The 16,511-nt window shown below is 71.8% G+C and carries 16 protein-coding genes and 2 tRNA genes; 8 read left to right on the top strand and 10 right to left on the bottom strand.

Annotated features, from left to right (window positions below):
• Nucleotides 1-1,011: a ribosome small subunit-dependent GTPase A gene (gene rsgA / locus E5082_RS03045; protein WP_135789716.1), complete on the top strand. Its 1,011-nt coding sequence runs from the start codon at nt 1-3 to the stop codon at nt 1,009-1,011.
• A gap of 270 nt (nt 1,012-1,281) precedes the next feature.
• Nucleotides 1,282-1,605, top strand: coding sequence for a DMT family transporter (locus tag E5082_RS03035; RefSeq protein ID WP_086693118.1), 324 nt, complete (start codon nt 1,282-1,284; stop codon nt 1,603-1,605).
• Here the strand turns inward: E5082_RS03035 and E5082_RS03030 are convergent.
• On the bottom strand, nt 1,602-2,210 hold the full coding sequence (locus E5082_RS03030) for a TetR/AcrR family transcriptional regulator (RefSeq protein WP_135789715.1): 609 nt from the start codon (nt 2,208-2,210) through the stop codon (nt 1,602-1,604). The two genes, E5082_RS03035 and E5082_RS03030, sit on opposite strands and share 4 nt — an antisense overlap.
• 164 nt (nt 2,211-2,374) lie before the next feature.
• Between E5082_RS03030 and hisN the strand changes: the two genes are divergently transcribed.
• The 3 genes from hisN to E5082_RS03015 all read left to right on the top strand — a co-directional run bounded on the left by hisN (nt 2,375) and on the right by E5082_RS03015 (nt 4,257).
• Nucleotides 2,375-3,169 carry a histidinol-phosphatase gene (hisN, locus tag E5082_RS03025; RefSeq protein ID WP_135789714.1) on the top strand — a complete coding sequence of 265 codons (795 nt, stop codon included), beginning with the start codon at nt 2,375-2,377 and terminating at the stop codon, nt 3,167-3,169.
• Between the two features lie 198 nt (nt 3,170-3,367).
• Nucleotides 3,368-3,745 (top strand): CBS domain-containing protein, encoded by a 378-nt coding sequence (locus E5082_RS03020; protein WP_229918888.1) that lies wholly within the window; start codon nt 3,368-3,370, stop codon nt 3,743-3,745.
• A gap of 95 nt (nt 3,746-3,840) precedes the next feature.
• Nucleotides 3,841-4,257 carry a Fur family transcriptional regulator gene (locus E5082_RS03015; RefSeq protein ID WP_135789712.1) on the top strand — a complete coding sequence of 139 codons (417 nt, stop codon included), beginning with the start codon at nt 3,841-3,843 and terminating at the stop codon, nt 4,255-4,257.
• Between the two features lie 64 nt (nt 4,258-4,321).
• Here E5082_RS03015 and E5082_RS03010 read toward each other — a convergent pair.
• The 4 genes from E5082_RS03010 to E5082_RS02995 all read right to left on the bottom strand — a co-directional run bounded on the left by E5082_RS03010 (nt 4,322) and on the right by E5082_RS02995 (nt 9,499).
• Nucleotides 4,322-4,395: transfer RNA gene (locus E5082_RS03010), tRNA-Met, on the bottom strand.
• Nucleotides 4,396-4,467: 72 nt separating this feature from the next.
• Nucleotides 4,468-6,300 carry a tetratricopeptide repeat protein gene (locus tag E5082_RS03005; protein ID WP_190045317.1) on the bottom strand — a complete coding sequence of 611 codons (1,833 nt, stop codon included), beginning with the start codon at nt 6,298-6,300 and terminating at the stop codon, nt 4,468-4,470.
• Between the two features lie 205 nt (nt 6,301-6,505).
• Nucleotides 6,506-6,579 (bottom strand) — tRNA-Met (locus E5082_RS03000).
• Between the two features lie 43 nt (nt 6,580-6,622).
• Nucleotides 6,623-9,499 carry a UPF0182 family membrane protein gene (locus E5082_RS02995; RefSeq protein WP_229918902.1) on the bottom strand — a complete coding sequence of 959 codons (2,877 nt, stop codon included), beginning with the start codon at nt 9,497-9,499 and terminating at the stop codon, nt 6,623-6,625.
• 157 nt (nt 9,500-9,656) lie between these two features.
• On the opposite strand from E5082_RS02995, the gene E5082_RS02990 reads away from it, so the two are divergent.
• Nucleotides 9,657-10,205 carry a PPA1309 family protein gene (locus E5082_RS02990; RefSeq protein ID WP_135789710.1) on the top strand — a complete coding sequence of 183 codons (549 nt, stop codon included), beginning with the start codon at nt 9,657-9,659 and terminating at the stop codon, nt 10,203-10,205.
• A gap of 106 nt (nt 10,206-10,311) precedes the next feature.
• Here the strand turns inward: E5082_RS02990 and E5082_RS02985 are convergent, their stop codons facing one another.
• The 4 genes from E5082_RS02985 to E5082_RS02975 form a co-directional block, all read right to left on the bottom strand.
• On the bottom strand, nt 10,312-11,409 hold the full coding sequence (locus E5082_RS02985) for a YlbL family protein (protein WP_135789709.1): 1,098 nt from the start codon (nt 11,407-11,409) through the stop codon (nt 10,312-10,314).
• A 50-nt stretch (nt 11,410-11,459) separates the two neighbouring features.
• Nucleotides 11,460-11,633, bottom strand: a complete 174-nt coding sequence (locus E5082_RS32255) for a hypothetical protein (RefSeq protein ID WP_167387891.1) — start codon at nt 11,631-11,633, stop codon at nt 11,460-11,462.
• Between the two features lie 144 nt (nt 11,634-11,777).
• The gene (locus tag E5082_RS02980; protein ID WP_135789708.1) at nt 11,778-12,239 is read right to left on the bottom strand and encodes a molybdenum cofactor biosynthesis protein MoaE; all 462 of its coding nucleotides are present in this window, start codon (nt 12,237-12,239) and stop codon (nt 11,778-11,780) included.
• Between the two features lie 70 nt (nt 12,240-12,309).
• Entirely contained in the window at nt 12,310-13,437 is a 1,128-nt protein-coding gene (locus E5082_RS02975) for an SDR family oxidoreductase (RefSeq protein ID WP_135789707.1), read from the bottom strand.
• Between the two features lie 191 nt (nt 13,438-13,628).
• Here E5082_RS02975 and E5082_RS02970 point away from each other — a divergent pair, with 191 nt between their 5' ends.
• Both E5082_RS02970 and E5082_RS02965 read left to right on the top strand, forming a co-directional pair.
• Nucleotides 13,629-15,074: a zinc-dependent metalloprotease gene (locus tag E5082_RS02970; protein ID WP_135789706.1), complete on the top strand. Its 1,446-nt coding sequence runs from the start codon at nt 13,629-13,631 to the stop codon at nt 15,072-15,074.
• On the top strand, nt 15,071-15,592 hold the full coding sequence (locus E5082_RS02965) for an NUDIX hydrolase (RefSeq protein ID WP_135789705.1): 522 nt from the start codon (nt 15,071-15,073) through the stop codon (nt 15,590-15,592). The genes E5082_RS02970 and E5082_RS02965 overlap by 4 nt, the downstream gene beginning before the upstream one ends.
• Before the next feature lie 148 nt (nt 15,593-15,740).
• On the opposite strand, the gene E5082_RS02960 is transcribed toward E5082_RS02965, so the two are convergent.
• The gene (locus tag E5082_RS02960; RefSeq protein ID WP_086694704.1) at nt 15,741-16,496 is read right to left on the bottom strand and encodes an AIM24 family protein; all 756 of its coding nucleotides are present in this window, start codon (nt 16,494-16,496) and stop codon (nt 15,741-15,743) included.
• Between the last annotated feature and the right edge of the window lie 15 nt (nt 16,497-16,511).

The raw sequence follows: 16,511 nt of genomic DNA, 5'->3' as shown, positions 1-16,511 counted from the left end.
ATGCGCCGCTACGGCAAGCACACCGACGAGGACGACATCCGCACGCGTCCCAACCGCAAGGGCAACCGCCCGCGGACGAACATCCGGCCCAAGCACGAGGACGCGGCGGAGGGCATGGTCCTCACCGTCGACCGGGGCCGGCTGACCTGCCTGGTCGAGGGGCGGACGATCACCGCCATGAAGGCCCGCGAGCTGGGCCGCAAGGCGGCCGTGGTGGGCGACCGGGTCTCGCTGGTCGGTGACCTGTCGGGCCAGAAGGACACCCTCGCGCGGATCGTGCGCATCGGGGAGCGCTCCTCCCTGCTGCGCCGCACCGCCGACGACGACGACCCCTACGAGCGTGTGGTGGTGGCCAACGCCGACCAGCTCGCCATCGTCACCGCCCTCGCGGACCCCGAGCCGCGCCCCCGGCTGATCGACCGCTGTCTGGTCGCGGCCTTCGACGGCGGCCTGGAGCCCCTGCTGGTCATGACCAAGTCGGACCTGGCCTCCCCGGACAAGCTGCTGGAGCTGTACGGCGACCTGGAGATCCCCTATGTGGTGACCAGCCGCGAGGAGCTGGAGAACGGCGACGCGGCCGACCGGGTCCGCGAGCAGCTGGACGGGAAGACAACGGCGTTCGTCGGCCACTCGGGCGTCGGCAAGACCACCCTGGTCAACGCGCTGGTGCCGGAGGATCTCCGGCGTACGACGGGACACGTCAACGCGGTGACCGGCCGAGGCCGGCACACCACGACGTCCGCGCTGGCGCTCCCCCTCGGCGACGGCAGCGGCTGGGTGGTCGACACACCGGGCGTGCGGTCCTTCGGGCTGGCGCACATCGACCCCTCGCGGGTGATCAACGCCTTCCCGGACCTGGTGCCGGGGACGGCCGGCTGCCCGCGCGCGTGCAGCCACGACGAACCGGACTGCGCGCTGGACGCCTGGGTGGCCGAGGGGCACGCGCGCCAGGCCCGGCTGTACTCGCTGCGCCGGCTGCTGGCGACCAGGGAGCGCAGGGAGGGCGACTGAGGCTCGCGTGGTTTGCCGGGGTGCGTGTTCGGTAAGTGCATAATCGCACCGAGCCGGGGATCCGGACCAAGGGTCTTTCTTCCGGATCAGGCCGGCTCGGGCCGAGGGCGCCTCTCGGCTGACCCGAGCGGGGTCTGGTGCGTGCGGCTGCAAGGCGGAGGAGGGCGTCGACGCGGAGCGTCGGCAACCGACGACAACGCCGCAGATGTGCGTGCCAGGGCCCGCGACCCCGGCAAGATCCGGAAGACAGACCTTAGGGGAGGACAGCGCATGGCGTGGCTGCTGGTCATCGTCGCCGGGCTTCTGGAGACCGGTTTCGCCGTGTGCCTGAAGCTGTCCCACGGATTCACCCGGCTCTGGCCGACCATCGCCTTCGCCTCCTTCGCCCTCGGCAGCTTCGGCCTGCTGACCCTCGCCCTGAAGAAGCTCGACGTCGGCCCGGCCTACGCGGTGTGGACCGGCATCGGCGCGGCGGGCACGGCGATCTACGGCATGGTCTTCCTCGGCGACCTGGTCTCCACCCTGAAGATCGTCTCCATCTCCCTGGTGATCGTCGGGGTGATCGGTCTCCAGCTGTCAGGGTCGGCGCACTAGCCGTCGAAGTCCCGGTGCAGGGCGTGGTGGACGAGCGCCGTCGTGCCGCCCTCGTCGGGCGGGGCCGCCACGCAGGACAGGCCGAGGCGGATGGCGAGTTCGCAGGCGAAGGCCAGCCGGGCGGTGTCGGACGCGGGGGTGCCGGGTGCGGCGAGGACGGCCACGGCCCTCTCGCGCACCATCCGCAGGAAGTCTCCGGGTGCGGGCAGCGGCCCGTCGGCCCGGCGCTGCGCGGGCACGGTGGAGGTGGAGGGCAGGCCGGGGCGGGCGGGCTCGGGGAGCCGCTCGGTCCAGCTTCCGGTGAGCATGGCCCGTAGCAGCGCGTTGCCGCGGGCGGCGGTGGCGGTCCATTCGGCGATGGCGGCGAGCCGGTCGCGGGGGCCGGCGTGGGTGGCGAGGGCGCGGTCCACTCCGGCGAGGTAGCCGTCGGCCTCGCGCCGCATCAGGGCCCGGGCCAGGCCGTCCTTGCTGCCGAACTCGTTGTAGAGCGTCTGCCGGGACACTCCGGCGGCCGCCGCCACGTCGACCATCCGTACCGTCGACCACGGCCGCTGGGCGAGTGCTCTGCCTGCGGCGTCCAGCAGCGATTCGCGGGCTGCGGGCATCTTCGCCTCCCTGGGGCGAGCTGTGGCGCTTAGATTTGACTCGCCCGCCGGCGCTGTCAAGGGTCCGGGGGCGTACCGGGGGCGTGGTTCGGCCGGCGCGCCGTACGCCGCGCCCGCGCTCCCCCCGGTGGCTTCCGGACACCGGCGGCCGATACGGTCGTGACATGCCGGACTATCTCGACGATCTGCGCCTCGCCCATGTCCTCGCCGACGCCGCCGACGCGACCACCATGGAGCGCTTCAAGGCCCTCGACCTGAAGGTCGAGACGAAACCGGACATGACGCCGGTCAGCGAGGCGGACAAGGCCGCCGAGGAGCTGATCCGCAACCACCTCCAGCGCGCCCGCCCCCGTGACTCGGTGCTCGGCGAGGAGTACGGCGCCGAGGGCTCGGGCCCGCGCCGCTGGGTGATCGACCCGATCGACGGCACCAAGAACTACGTGCGCGGGGTCCCGGTGTGGGCGACCCTGATCTCGCTGATGGAGGCGGGTCCCGGCGGGTTCCACCCGGTCGTGGGCCTGGTCTCGGCGCCCGCGCTGGGCCGCCGCTGGTGGGCCGCCAAGGACCACGGCGCGTTCACCGGACGCAGCCTGACCTCGGCGAGCCGTATCCACGCCTCCGGGGTGAGCGACCTGGCCGACGCCTCCTTCGCCTACTCCTCGCTCACCGGCTGGGAGGAGCGCGGCCGGCTCGACGGCTTCCTGGAGCTGTCCCGCGAGGTGTGGCGCACGCGCGCGTACGGCGACTTCTGGCCCTACATGATGGTGGCGGAGGGCTCGGTGGACATGTGCGCGGAGCCGGAACTCTCGCTGTGGGACATGGCGGCCAACGCGATCATCGTCACCGAGGCGGGCGGCACCTTCACCGGCCTCGACGGCCGTCCGGGCCCGCACAGCGGCAACGCGGCGGCCTCCAACGGCCTGCTGCACGACGCGCTGCTGGGACGCCTCGGCGACTGAGCGCACCCGCCGGCACCGCGCGCCCTCGACGGGCCACGCGCGCCCTCTTGTTGACCTCCCTTTTACCTGTCACTCTGAAGCCTCCCTCACTTGTGAATTCGTGAATCCGTGCTTGTGCGGCACGGGTTCCGCAGGAGGTGGCTGAAGCCCATGCTCGTTCCCGCCCCCGCATCACCCCCCACGCTCGTCAAAGACGCCATGAGCACGGTGGTCCTCACCATCGGCCCCGCCCACACCCTCCGCCAGGCCGCCGCCCTGATGTCCGCCCGCCGGGTCGGCGCCGCCGTGGTGCTCGACCCGGACGCGGGCGGCATCGGCATCCTCACCGAGCGGGACATCCTCAACTCCGTCGGCCTCGGCCAGGACCCGGACGCGGAGTCCGCCCAGGCCCACACCACCACGTCCGTGGTCTTCGCCACCCCGGCGTGGACCCTGCGCGAGGCCGCGAGCGCCATGACGCACGGCGGCTTCCGGCACCTGGTCGTGCTGGACCGGGGCGAGCCCGCGGGCATCGTCTCGGTCCGCGACATCATCCGCTGCTGGGCCCCGGCCCGCGCCCCCGAACCAGCTCTCTGAAGCCCTCCAGCAGGGTTGGACTGTGTCCAACCCTGCTGGGATTCCAAACTCACACTTGTTCGGGATCTGTTCGGCCTGCTGTTACGCTGGCTGCCATGAGTGACCTTCTGGACCGGCTGCGTGGACGCGGATGGCGGCTGACCTCGCAGCGCCGAGTGGTGGCCGAGGTGCTGGACGGCGAGCACGTCCACCTCACGGCCGACGAGGTTCACGCGCGCGCCGTGGCGAAGCTGCCGGAGATCTCCCGCGCGACCGTCTACAACACCCTGGGCGAGCTGGTCTCGCTCGGCGAGGTGCTGGAGGTCAGCACGGACCACCGCGCCAAGCGGTACGACCCCAACGCGCACCACCCGCACCATCACCTGGTCTGCTCCCGCTGCGGCGCGATCCGCGACGTGCACCCCACCGGCGACCCGCTCACCGACCTCCCCGACACCGAGCGCTTCGGCTTCGCCGTCTCGGACGTCGAGGTGACCTACCGGGGCCTGTGCCCGGAGTGCGCCGCCGCCTGACGAAGCCCCCCCCGCACACGACTGAGGGCCGGAATCCAATCGGATTCCGGCCCTCGGCCTTCAGTAGCGGGGACAGGATTTGAACCTGCGACCTCTGGGTTATGAGCCCAGCGAGCTACCGAGCTGCTCCACCCCGCGTCGGTGAACACGACACTACGGGACCCACGGCCGCCGAGGCAAATCCATTCTCCCGCGCCCCGTCCGCCCAGCTCAGGCCGACAGCTCCTCGCGCAGCGCGTCCCGCAGCCTGGCCGCCCGCTCGCCGACCTCCTTGGGGCCCAGCTCCACCGCGCGGGCCGCCCAGCGCTGCCCCTCGGCCAGCTCGCCCCGGCGCGCGTACACCAGGGCCAGGCGCAGCGCGGCCCGGCCGTGCCCGGCGTCGGCTGCCCGGGTCCACCACACGGCGGCCTCGGGCTCGCTGCCCTCGCGGGCCAGCAGCAGCCCCAGGTTGAAGGCGCCGTTGCGGGACCCGGCCTCGGCGGCCGCCCGGTACCAGCGCGCCGCCTCGACCACGTCACCGCGCGCCGCCGCCAGCATCCCGACCCGCACCTGGGCGCGCCGGTGGCCCTGGCCGGCGGCCCGCTCGTACCACTCCTCGCACTCGGTCTTGTCGTGCACGCTCTCGCCCAGCTCGTGCGCGGGCTCCGGCGGGCGGCGGGCGTCCAGCACGGTGGCCAGCCGGTACGCGGCCTCCGCGCTGCCGCCCCCGGCCGCGCACCGCAGATGGCGCTCGGCGGTCTGCTCGTCGCCCTCGCGCAGCCGGGCGATGCCGACCTGGAGGGCGGCCTCGGTGTGCCCGGCGGCCGCCGCCCGCTCGTACCAGCGCACCGCGGCCTCGTTGTCCCGCTCGGTGTCGCGGCCGGCGTGCAGGATGCCCAGGTTGAACGCGGCGTCCACGCTGCCGGCCTCGGCGGCCTTGGAGAACCAGGGCTCGGCGCCGCTGGTGTCGCCGCCCCGCAGCAGCAGGATGGCCAGCGCGTTCGCCGCCTCCCGGTGCCCGGCGTAGGCGGCGCGCCGGTACCACTGCTCGGCCTGGGCGGTACGGCCCTGCTCGGCGCAGAGCAGCCCGAGGTTGTAGGCGCCGTTGTCGTCCCCGGCGTCCAGCGCGGCCCGGTACCAGCGCTCGGCGGTCTGGGTCTCGCCGCGCTCGGCGTGCAGGGCGCCCAGCGCGTTGGCCGCGTTGCCGTCGCCGTCCTGGGCGGCGCGCAGCCACCACACGGCCGCGCTCTCGATGTCCCCGGCGTCGCGCAGCAGGAAGCCGAGCGCGCAGGCGGCGCGGGCCTCGCCGTCCTTGGCCGAGGTGAGGTACCAGCGCCCGGCCTCCTTCAGCTCGCCGCGCTTCTCCAGGATGGCGCCCAGGTGCAGCGCGGCCCGGCGGTGGCCGCGTGCGGCGGCCTGGCGGTACCACTGCTCCGCCTCGGTGGACGCCTCCGTGGTGCCGGGCTCCTCCGCGCGCCCCATGCCGGGCTCGGCGTCGCCGCCGTCCAGGGAGCGGGCGAGCCGGTAGGCGGCCTCGCGGTGGCCGCGCTCGGCGGCGGCGCGCATCCAGTACGCGGAGCGGGAGTCGCCGCGGTGCTCCAGCAGGTCGGCGAGGGCGTAGGCGCCGAGCACATGGCCCTGCTCGGCGGACTGGCGCAGCCAGTACTCGGCGGCGGGTTCGTCGCCGCGCTCGCGGTGGTGGCGGCCGAGCGCGTGCGCGGCGGCAGCCGAGCCGGCGACGGCAGCGATCCGCCACCAGTCGGCGGCCTCGTCGGCGTACCCGCGCTGGTGCAGCAGGACGCCCAGGTTGTTGGCGGCGGGCCGGTCGCCGGCGGACGCGGCGGCACGGAGCTGGGGTTCGGCGGCGTCGAGGTCGCCGCGGCGCAGCAGCATGGCCCCGAGGATGCTGGCGGCCTCGGCGTCGCCGGTGCGCGCCGCCATTCCGAGGCGCACCTCCTCGGCGTCCTCCCCCACCTCGTCCACGTCGCGGGACGGTTCCTCACCCGAAGGCTGCACAAATCGCCCTGTCTCGAACAGAGTTGCCTTGTCCCCCATAACGTCCATCGTCGCACCACCTGCAACCTGGGTACACCCGGTGTACCGCAGCCCGTGAGGTCACTTCAGCGTTTTGTCGACATGCCCACAGAGAGACAAGTCAAACACAGTTGGCCCAACTCCGGGCGGCGGCGCGGCCGATGAAACACGCAGCACATGAGTTCGTACATCACGAAGGCCCGGATCTCGATGAGATCCGGGCCTTCGTTTTCAGTAGCGGGGACAGGATTTGAACCTGCGACCTCTGGGTTATGAGCCCAGCGAGCTACCGAGCTGCTCCACCCCGCGCCGTTGTGTGTACAACCCTAGCACGGCGCGGGGGCGGGTCCGGTCAGTCGCCGCTGGTCCGGGGCTTGTCCGCCGCGGACTGGGCGTCCTCGGCCTTCCGGAGCGCGTCCTGGAGGTCCTTCTGGGCCTTGGCGTAGGCGTCCCAGTCCGGGCCGGACTTCAGGGCTTCCTGGCCCGCGTCGTACGCCTTCTGGGCGTCCTGGAGGGCCTGGCGGACCGTCGGGCTGGTGGATGCCGGCGGCTCGGTGGTGCCGGACTCCGGCGGCTTGGAGCCCTTGACCCCGAAGACCTTGTCCAGCGCCTGGTCCAGGGTGTCCTCGAAGGCGGTCCGGCCCTCGTAGGTCACCAGCACCTTGCGCAGCAGCGGGTACTTCAGCGTGCCGCCGCGCACATACACCGGCTCCGCGTACAGCAGGCCGCCGTCCAGCGGGACGGTGAGCAGGTTGCCGTACTCCACCTGGGAGTGACCCCGGCTCAGCAGGCTGATCGTCTCGGCGATGGACGGTTCGGAGTTGAACTGGCTCTGCACCTGCTTGGGGCCGTCGACCGTGGTGCTCGTCGGCAGCTTCAGGATTCTGATCTTGCCGTAGTCGCTGGCGCGCGGATCGGAGTCGACGGCCATGAACGCGCTCAGGTTGTCCCGGCCGTTCGGCGTGAAGGTCGTCGTCAGCGAGAAGACCTGCTGCTTCTGGTCCGGCATCTTCATGCTCAGGTAGTACGGCGGGACCGAGTCGCGCGAGTCGTTGGACGGGTCGTCCGGGACCTGCCACACCTCGCTGCCGCTGAGGAACGTCTGCGCGTTGGTCACGTGGTAGCGGGTGAGCAGCTCGCGCTGGACCTTGAACAGGTCCTGGGGGTAGCGCAGATGGGCCATCAGCTCCGGGCTGATGTCCGAGCGGGGCTTCACCGTGTCCGGGAACGCCTTCATCCACGTCTTGAGCACCGGGTCGGCGGAGTCCCACTGGTAGAGCTTCACGTCACCGGTGTAGGCGTCGACGGTCGCCTTGACGGAGTTGCGGATGTAGTTGACCTGGTTCTGCTGGGCCACCACCGCACGGGAGTTGTTGGTCGCGGTCAGCGAGTCGGCCGTGGTGTCCCCGAGCGTGGTGCGCGAGGCGTACGGGTAGCCGTTGCTGGTCGTGTAGGCGTCGACGATCCACTGGATGCGCCCGTCCACCACGGCCGGGTAGGCGTCGCCGTCGATGGTCAGCCAGGGCGCGACGGACTCGACGCGGTCCTTGGGGGTGCGGTTGTACAGGATGCGCGAACCGTCGCCGATCGCCCCGGAGTAGAGGATCTGCGGCTCGTTGAACGCCACCGCGTACGCCGCCCGGTTGAGCGGGTTGTCGAGGTTGACGCCGCTCTTTCCCTGGTAGCTGGTGGTCTTCTCGCCCTGGTCGTCGGAGTAGTCGATCTCCTTCTGGGGGCCGCCGACGATGGAGTACGTGGTGGTCTTCTCGCCGTAGTAGACCTGCTGCTGGTACTCGCCGAGGTCGCCCTTGGAGGGCAGGTTCTTCTCGGTGAAGACCGGGCGGCCCTTGTCGTCGGACTCGGTGCCCTTGGCGGCGACCACGCCGTAGCCGTGGGTGTAGCGGAAGTGGTCGTTGATCCAGTTGTTCTTCGGGATGCCGTCGAGGTTCAGCTCACGCAGGCCGAGGACGGTGTCCTGCTCCTTGCCGTCCTTGGTGGGGTACCGGTCGACGTCCAGGTTGGTCGGGAAGCCGTAGTAGTTCCGGATCTGCTGGAGCTGCTGGAAGGTGGGCGAGACCACGTTCGGGTCCATGATGCGGATGCTGGCGGTCTGGCCGACCTGGTCGCGCAGCTTGGTCTTGTCGTCCGTCGCCGCCCTGCCGGAGTACTCGCTGACCTGGGTGTGGTCGATGCCGTACGCCTCGCGGGTCGCCTTGAGGTTCTTCTGGACGTACGGGGCTTCCTTGGCCTGCTCGTTGGGCTGGACCTGGAACTTCTGCACGATGGCCGGGTAGAGGCCGCCGATCAGGACCGCGGAGAGCACCATCAGGCCGAAGCCGATGACGGGGAGCTGCCAGGTGCGCCGCCACAGGGTGGCGAAGAACAGCAGCGCGCAGATGACGGCGATGAAGAACAGGATGTTCTTGGCGGGCAGATAGGCGTTGGCGTCCACATAGCGCAGACCCGTCCAGTTGCCGGTCGCCCGGAAGTCGCTGGACTTCACGGCGAGTCCGTACCGGTCGAGCCAGTAGGCGACGGCCTTCAGGGAGACGAAGACGCCGAGCAGCACTGAGAGATGACCGGTCGCGGCGGCCGAGGCGCGCGAGCCGGGGCTGGTGACGCGCAGTCCGCCGTACAGGTAGTGGGTGAGCGCGGCGGCGATCAGCGACAGGATGGCCGTGGCGAAGCCGAAGGCCAGCAGGAAGCGGTACCAGGGCAGGTCGAAGGCGTAGAAGGAGACGTCCCGGTGGAACTGGGGGTCCTTCTGGTGGAACGGCACGCCGTTGACCCACATCAGCCAGACCCGCCACTGCCCGGCCGCCGAGGCGCCGGCGATGAGGCCGACCAGCGCGGTGACGGCGAGCAGCAGCCAGGTCTTGTACGGCGCGATCCCCATCCGGTACCGGTCGAGGCTCTGCTGCTCCATCGACATGGCGCTCAGCGGGGGCCGCATCCGGTGCGCGAGCCAGATGTTGAAGCCCACCGCGAGGGCCATCAGCAGACCGAAGACGAAGAACAGCCCGATCTTCGTCCACAGGGTGGTGGTGAAGACCGACGAGTAGTGCACCGACCGGTACCAGAGCCAGTCCGTCCAGAAGCCGGCGAACATGGTGAAGGCCATGCCGAGGGCGGCCAGGACGCCCAGGGTCACGAGCAGGGTCCTCACCCGCCGGGACGGACGGCCCGCCCTGATCCGTGGCCCCGTCGGGCCTCCGCCGCGGTCCGGCATCTGGAAAGCCAAGGTGCGCACCTCGAAGTCGCTGTCGATCCGTCAGACCCTCGTGTTCGCGGGTCCTTGGTGGCCCCCTGTGATCGTGGGCCCCCACCTATGCAACTTACTCACGGTTTACTCGGTTCCCGATTTCGGCCAGGAACGAGGCAGGATTGTGACCATGTCCAACACTCCCATGGCGGCGAGCCCGCTCACCCGGGCCGTACTCGAGATCGACGAGTACGCGTCCGGCCTCGGCTGGGACCAGCCGGCCCGCCTCTTCGCCCTCGTCGACACCGCGCGTCTGCGCACCCAGGAACCCTCTCTCGCGGCCCAGCTCGGCCTGGACGAGGAGACCGGCGCCACCGGCTTCACCCCGATCGAGCAGGACGAGGTGCCTGCCGACAAGGCGCTCGACGAGTTCCTGGCCACCATCGCCTGGCCGGACGCGGTGGTCGGCTGCGCGCTCACCGTGGAGCGCCTGATGCTCCCCTCGTCCGTCGACACTCAGGTCCCGCAGGGGCTCAGCGACGCCGAGCTGGCCAAGTGGGTGGCCGCGCGTCCGGAGCGCCAGGAGGTGCGGATGACGGTGGCGGTGCTGCGCGACGGCAACCGCGAGTCGGCGATCAGGCTGCGGGAGAAGGATGCGGCGACCGAGGTGCTGACCGGTCCGGACCTGGTGCCGGGGCTGGCGGAGGCGCTGGCGGCGACGTTCGCCGACTGAGCCGCCCGATTCGCGTACCGCTTACGCGTGCGGGGGCGCCCACCGGATCTCCGGGGGCGCCCCCGCGCGCGTGACGGGTGTGACGGTCGGGTTGTCTGCCGGTGTCTCAGCCCTTGGTGGTGCACTTCGGCAGGTCGGCGGTGCGGCCTTCGCGGATGTCCTTGAGCGCGTCCAGGGCGTCGCCGATCTTCTTCACCTTGACCAGGGTGAGGCCGCTCGGGGTGTCCTTGGCGGCGGAGGCGCAGTTGTCGGCCGGGGTCAGGAAGTACTGGGCGCCCTTGGCGCGCGCGCCGACCGTCTTCATCTCGATGCCGCCGATGGGGCCGACCGTGCCGTCGTCGTCGATGGTGCCGGTGCCCGCGACGAACTTGCCGCCGGTGAGACTGCCCGGGGTGAGCTTGTCGTAGATGCCGAGCGAGAACATCAGGCCGGCGCTGGGGCCGCCGACGTCGGCGAGCTTGATGTCGATGGTGAACGGGAAGGTGTGGTCGGTCCCGGCGGAGATCCCGACGATGGCCCGGTGGGCGCCCTTGTCGTCGGAGCCGGTGGTCGTGATCGTCACGTCCCGCGTCTTGGTCGCCGTCCGGTGCGCCTTCTCGGCGGCGGCCTGCTCCTTGGCGGGAACGACGGTGAAGACCACCTTCTGGCCCGGCTTGTGCCTGGTCACCAGCTTCGCCACGTCGGACGGCTGCTTGACCCGGGTGCCGTCCACGGCCTTGATCACGTCGCCCGCGTGCAGCCGGCCCTCGGCCGGGGAGTCCTTGATCACCGTGGAGACGATCACCCAGGACGTCACCGGGATGTGCAGCTCCTTCAGGGCGGCGACCTTGGCGCTCTCCTGGGACTGGCTGAACTCCTCGGCGTTCTCCTGGGTGGACTGCTCCTCGGTCTTGCCGTCCGGGTAGAGCGTGTCGTGCGGGACGACCTTGGTGTCGTGCGCCAGCCAGCCGTAGACCGCCTCGACCAGGTTCATCCGGAAGTCCGCGCTGGTCACCCGGACGGTGGTCATGTTCAGGTGACCGGCGGCCGGATAGGTGCGGTGACCCGAGACCTGGAGCACCGGCTCGCCGTCGTGCTCCCCGAGCGTGTTCACGGTCGGCCCCGGCGACATCTCCGCGTACGGCACGGGGATGAGCACTCCCGCGCAGAGCAGCGCGATCAGCATCAGGGTGGACGCGAGCATCGTCGCGGTACGGCGTGGCATGGCACGACAGTACGGGACACGTGTGTCGGCGCCCCGTCAGGGCACCCCCGTCAGGCGCCCGGAGCGCCCGTGTGGGACCGCTCCATGGCCTCGCGGAAGCGCGCGTAACCGTCGAGCTCCGGCCCGTCGCCGCGGGTCCTGCGGGTCCGGTTGGCCCAGCTTCCCCACAGACCGGCCGCGACCGCGGCGATGAACGGAATCAGCAACCAGACGAGCACCGCCATGCCGACCTCCCAACCCCATGAGTGTCCGCTGCGAACTGAGTGATCAGCAGATTAACCATCCGCAGGGACAACGCTCACGCGCGGGGGGCGGTTACGCAACCGGAGCACCCGATGGGCCGAACGTCACCGCTCCGGTCACCGCCGTCAGCAGGCGCCGACCCATTCCTCGGTGCCGTCGGAGAAGCGCTGGTGCTTCCAGATGGGCACCTCGTGCTTGATGTCGTCGATGAGCTTCCGGCAGGCCTCGAACGCCTCGGCCCGGTGCGGGCACGCCACGCCGACGACCACGGCGAGGTCGCCGACGGCCAGGTCACCCACCCGGTGGACGGCCGCCAGGGCACGCACCGGGTACTCCGCGACGACCTTCTCCGCGACCCGCCGCATCTCGTCGGCGGCGGAGGGGTGGCAGGAGTAGCCGAGGGCGTCGACGTCCGCGCCCCCGTCATGGTTGCGCACGGTGCCCACGAACAGCGAGATCCCGCCCGCCGCCTCGTCTCCGAGCGCGGCGAACACCTCGTCCACCGAGAGGGGCGTGTCCCGGATGCCGATCAGCCTGATGGGACTGGGGGCCGCCTGCTCACCGGGGTGTTCGTTCATGGGTGCCATGTGTCCATGGTGCCGCACACCGGGGAGGGCGCGGAATGCGGCGCCCGGCCGGGCGGGGGCGTTCCGGCGCTCAGATGCGGCGCCGCGCCTTGCGGGCCCGGCGGACCACCGCGGCCGCGCCGAGCAGCGCCACGGTCGCGCCCGCCGCGCCGGCCGCCGTGGCGTCCTTGCGGCCGAGCCTGCGCCCGGCGACGGTGTGCCGGCCGGAGACCTCTTCCAGCAGTTCCGCGAGCACTTCCTCATTGGTCCAGCGGGGGCGCCACCCGGCCGAGTGCAGCCGGCTGCCGCTGACCACCCAGGGGTACATCGTGTACGCCAGGTCGCCCGCCGGGGACGGGGTGAGCCCGATCCGGTGCAGCCGGGCGGCCGCGCCGAGGGCGACCGCGGAGGGCAGCTCCATGCGCCGGATGCCGCTCAGCTCCTCGACCTCCTCCTGCTCCAGCCAGCCGTCGCAGCCGACGGCGAGTTCCCCGTCGACCTTCTCCAGCACGGCGTACTCCAGCGCCGTGCACAGGTCGTCGACGTGGCAGAACTGCCAGGCGGGGCGGGAGTCCGCGACCACCAGCAGCCGGGGCGACTCGAAGTACCGGGTCAGCGCGGTGTCGGTGCCGCCGACCAGCAGAGCGGGGCGTACGACGGTGACGTTGAGGCCGGGGTGCGCGCGGGGCGCGCGGCGGGCCAGGCGCTCGATCTCCAGCAGGTCGGCGACCCCGGTGGCCTCGGCGGTGGCGCGCAGCTCGGCGTCCTCCGACAGCGGCAGCTCGTTGTCGGGCAGCGCGCCGTAGACCATGGCCGACGTGCACAGCACGACCCGGTGCACCCCGGCGGCCGCCGCGGCGGTGAGCACGGTCTGGGTGCCCCGCACGTTGTACGCGGTGCGGGCGGCCGCGTCGCTGCCCAGGTCCAGGTCGAGCGCGAGGTGCACCACGACGTCGGCGCCGCGCAGCTTCTCCGCGATGGCCGGGTCCCGCACGTCGAGGATGTGCCACTCGGCCTCGGCGCACTCCCCGCGCCGCTCGTCGATGGCCACCACCTGCCGGATCTCCTCGGACGCCGCGAGCCGCTCGGTGAGCAGCGCGCCGATCCCGGTGGCGGCGCCGGTGACCGCGACGACGGGCCCGCGCACCGCGGGCGGGGGCGATGCGGGCGGAGATGAGGGGTTTCGCGCTGCGCGAACCTGCGGATCTGGGGAACTCACCGGGCGTCTCCAGCGGTTGTCTTCAGTACGAGCGCGGACGACGCGCGCGTACCAGGTGCATCCATCCTGCCGCAGCCCATCTGTGGGCGAAGCACCGAGGCCCTATCCGGTCCGGGTGTCTACGCTGGGTGGTGAAGTCGGGCAGCCGCGCCGCCGGAGAGAACCGGTGGCCTTACCAGCCGAGGAACCCCGTGAGTGACACCCCATTCGGATTCGGCCTTCCGCCGGAGGAGCCGGACGACGGCGACGAGGGCAAGAAGAAGGACCAGCAGAGCGGTGGTGGGCAGGGGCCGGCCAACCCGTTCGGTTTCGGCGGTCTGCCGGGAGCCGGGGGTTTTGGCGGTCCCGGTGCCGACAATCCGCTCGCCGCGATGTTCGGCTCCCTGAACCCCAATGACCTGGGCGCGGCGTTCCAGCAGCTCGGCCAGATGCTCTCCTACGAGGGCGGCCCGGTGAACTGGGACATGGCCAAGCAGATCGCCCGCCAGACGGTCGCCCAGGGGACCCAGGACGGCGTCAAGGACGCGAGCGTCGGCCCGTCCGAGCGCTCCGCGGTCCAGGAGGCGGTGCGCCTGGCCGACCTGTGGCTGGACGACGCCACTTCGCTGCCCTCCGGCGCCAGCACCTCTGTGGCCTGGTCGCGCGCGGAGTGGGTCGAGGCGACCCTCCCGGCCTGGAAGGAACTGGTCGACCCGGTCGCCGAGCGGGTCGGCGCGGCCATGGGCGACGTCCTGCCGGAGGAGATGCAGGCCATGGCGGGCCCGCTGATCGGCATGATGCGCTCGATGGGCGGCGCCATGTTCGGCACCCAGATCGGGCAGGCCGTGGGCGTGCTCGCGGGCGAGGTCGTCGGCTCCACCGACATCGGTCTGCCGCTGGGACCGGTGGGCAAGGCGGCGCTGCTCCCGGTCAACATGGAGGCGTTCGGCAAGGACCTGGGCATCCCCATGGAGGAGGTGCGTCTGTACCTCGCTCTGCGCGAGGCGGCCCACCAGCGCCTCTTCGCCCACGTGCCGTGGCTGCGCTCGCACCTGTTCGGCGCGGTCGAGGGGTACGCGCGCGGTATCAAGGTCGACACCGCCAAGCTGGAGGACGTGGTCGGCCAGTTCGACCCGCAGAACCCCGAGCAGCTTCAGGACGCGCTCCAGCAGGGCATGTTCCAGCCCGAGGACACGCCCGAGCAGAAGGCGGCCCTGGCCCGGCTGGAGACGGCGCTCGCGCTGGTCGAGGGCTGGGTGGACGCGGTCGTCCACGCGGCCGCGAAGCCGCGCCTGTCCTCCGCCGACGCGCTGCGCGAGACGCTGCGCCGCCGTCGCGCGAGCGGCGGTCCGGCGGAGCAGACCTTCGCCACGCTGATCGGTCTGGAGCTGCGCCCGCGCCGGCTGCGCGACGCCTCCCGCCTGTGGGCCTCGCTCACCGACGCGCGCGGGGTCGACGGCAGGGACGACCTGTGGCACCACCCGGACATGCTGCCGACGGCCACCGACCTGGACGACCCGGACGGCTTCGTCCACCGCGAGCAGATGGACTTCTCCGAGCTGGACAAGATGCTCGGCGAGGCGGCGGGCGGTGGCGCGGAGAAGCCCGGCCTGAAGAAGGACGAGGGCGACGAGGGCAAGGGCGACAAGAGCGAGTGAGCCTGTACGACGACGCGGTCCTCGTGCTCAAGGGGTACGAGGACCAGCCCGAGTTGCGCGACGCGTACCAGGCCCACCTCGCCGCCCACCCGGACGGCATCTGGCGGTCCTGCGACGCGGGGCACCTCACGGCCAGCGCGCTGGTGATCGACCCGGAGCGCGGCCGGGTGCTGCTCACCCTGCACAGGAAGCTCCGGATGTGGCTCCAGATGGGCGGCCACTGCGAGCCGGGCGACATCTCCATGGCGGGCGCGGCCCTGCGCGAGGCGACGGAGGAGTCCGGCATCGCCGGGCTGACCCTGCTCCCCGGAGGCCCGGTCCGGCTGGACCGGCACTCGATCCCGGCCCCCTGCAACTGGCACCTCGACGTGCAGTACGCGGTGCTGGCCCCGCCCGGCGCCGAGCAGGCGATCAGCGACGAGTCGCTGGACCTGCGCTGGTTCGGCTACGACGAGGTCGCCGACGTCGCGGATGAGTCGGTGGTACGGCTGCTGGAGGCTACACGGGCACGGCTGTGAGGCGGGGTGCGGTGCGGAGTGCCTGGATCTGAAGGGGACTCGGCGCCGCACCGGTCCGGCTCTGCACGTGCCAGGGGCGCCCTTCGCTGTGGGCGCCCCTTACGTTCGCCTCGTCACATCCGCCGCTTCACGTCCGGCGCACGCGCCCTCAGCTCCAGACGTTGCCCTGGTTCTGCCCGCGTGCGCCCTGCTGGCCCATGCCGAACTGGGCCGCGACCCCGCCGCCGATCTGCGCGTGCTGGGGCGGCAGCAGCTCGCTGGGCTGGACCAGGGCGAAGCCGGAACCCATGAAGCTCAGCTCCCAGCCCTCGCCCGTGCTGCCGCGCCGCCGCCACACCCCGGACGAGTGGGTCTGGGCCTGCATCTGCACCCGCAGCGAGGTGGACCAGGCGACGATGGCGTCCGCGTCGCAGTTGACGTACCGGTCCGGCGTGACCTGCATCAGCAGGGGCGTGCCGGAGGTCATCAGGGCGACCTTGCCGCGGCCGGTGATGTTCAGCTGGTACTTACCCGAGCCGGAGATGCCGTAGAGGCTGTCCACCGCGATGACCTCGTGGTGCAGCGAGGAGTCCATGGCGAGGACGTAGGAGCTGTCGACGGTCAGGCCCTCCTGCTCCACGTCCAGCAGATGGACGTGCTGGGCGAGGTTGGCAAGGTAGACGGTGCCCTGGCCGTGACAGCGCATCAGGTCCAGGCCTTCGCCGGTGTGGGCTCGCGCCCGACGCTGGCCCTGGCTGCGGTACTCGGCGTCGAACTCGACCAGGCCCTGGTAGGCGACCATGGCGCCCTTGCGGGCCAGCAGGTCGTCGTGGCCCTCCAGGGCGACGCGGAGCATCTGCGCGTTCTGCAGGCTCCAGCGCTCCTGGGTCTGGGAGTCGTTGTGCGCGAAAAGCGGGCTCTGCATGGTGTCTGTGCTCCC

It is taken from the genome of Streptomyces griseoluteus (assembly GCF_004784465.1).
Taxonomy (GTDB): domain Bacteria; phylum Actinomycetota; class Actinomycetes; order Streptomycetales; family Streptomycetaceae; genus Streptomyces; species Streptomyces griseoluteus.
The sequence above is the reverse complement of the archived record's forward strand: the minus strand, read 5'-3'. Positions and strand labels throughout refer to the sequence as shown.

Bases quoted from the DNA above. Each gene is read 5' to 3' on its own strand.
- E5082_RS03020 (WP_229918888.1), top strand. From the start codon at position 3,368: ATGAGCACGGTGGTCCTCACCATCGGCCCCGCCCACACCCTCCGCCAG.
- E5082_RS02985 (WP_135789709.1), bottom strand. From the start codon at position 11,409: ATGCCACGCCGTACCGCGACGATGCTCGCGTCCACCCTGATGCTGATC.
- E5082_RS03015 (WP_135789712.1), top strand. From the start codon at position 3,841: ATGAGTGACCTTCTGGACCGGCTGCGTGGACGCGGATGGCGGCTGACC.
- E5082_RS02995 (WP_229918902.1), bottom strand. From the start codon at position 9,499: ATGCCGGACCGCGGCGGAGGCCCGACGGGGCCACGGATCAGGGCGGGC.
- E5082_RS03005 (WP_190045317.1), bottom strand. From the start codon at position 6,300: ATGGACGTTATGGGGGACAAGGCAACTCTGTTCGAGACAGGGCGATTT.
- E5082_RS03035 (WP_086693118.1), top strand. From the start codon at position 1,282: ATGGCGTGGCTGCTGGTCATCGTCGCCGGGCTTCTGGAGACCGGTTTC.
- rsgA (WP_135789716.1), top strand. From the start codon at position 1: ATGCGCCGCTACGGCAAGCACACCGACGAGGACGACATCCGCACGCGT.
- E5082_RS03030 (WP_135789715.1), bottom strand. From the start codon at position 2,210: ATGCCCGCAGCCCGCGAATCGCTGCTGGACGCCGCAGGCAGAGCACTC.
- hisN (WP_135789714.1), top strand. From the start codon at position 2,375: ATGCCGGACTATCTCGACGATCTGCGCCTCGCCCATGTCCTCGCCGAC.
- E5082_RS32255 (WP_167387891.1), bottom strand. From the start codon at position 11,633: ATGGCGGTGCTCGTCTGGTTGCTGATTCCGTTCATCGCCGCGGTCGCG.
- E5082_RS02960 (WP_086694704.1), bottom strand. From the start codon at position 16,496: ATGCAGAGCCCGCTTTTCGCGCACAACGACTCCCAGACCCAGGAGCGC.
- E5082_RS02980 (WP_135789708.1), bottom strand. From the start codon at position 12,239: ATGGCACCCATGAACGAACACCCCGGTGAGCAGGCGGCCCCCAGTCCC.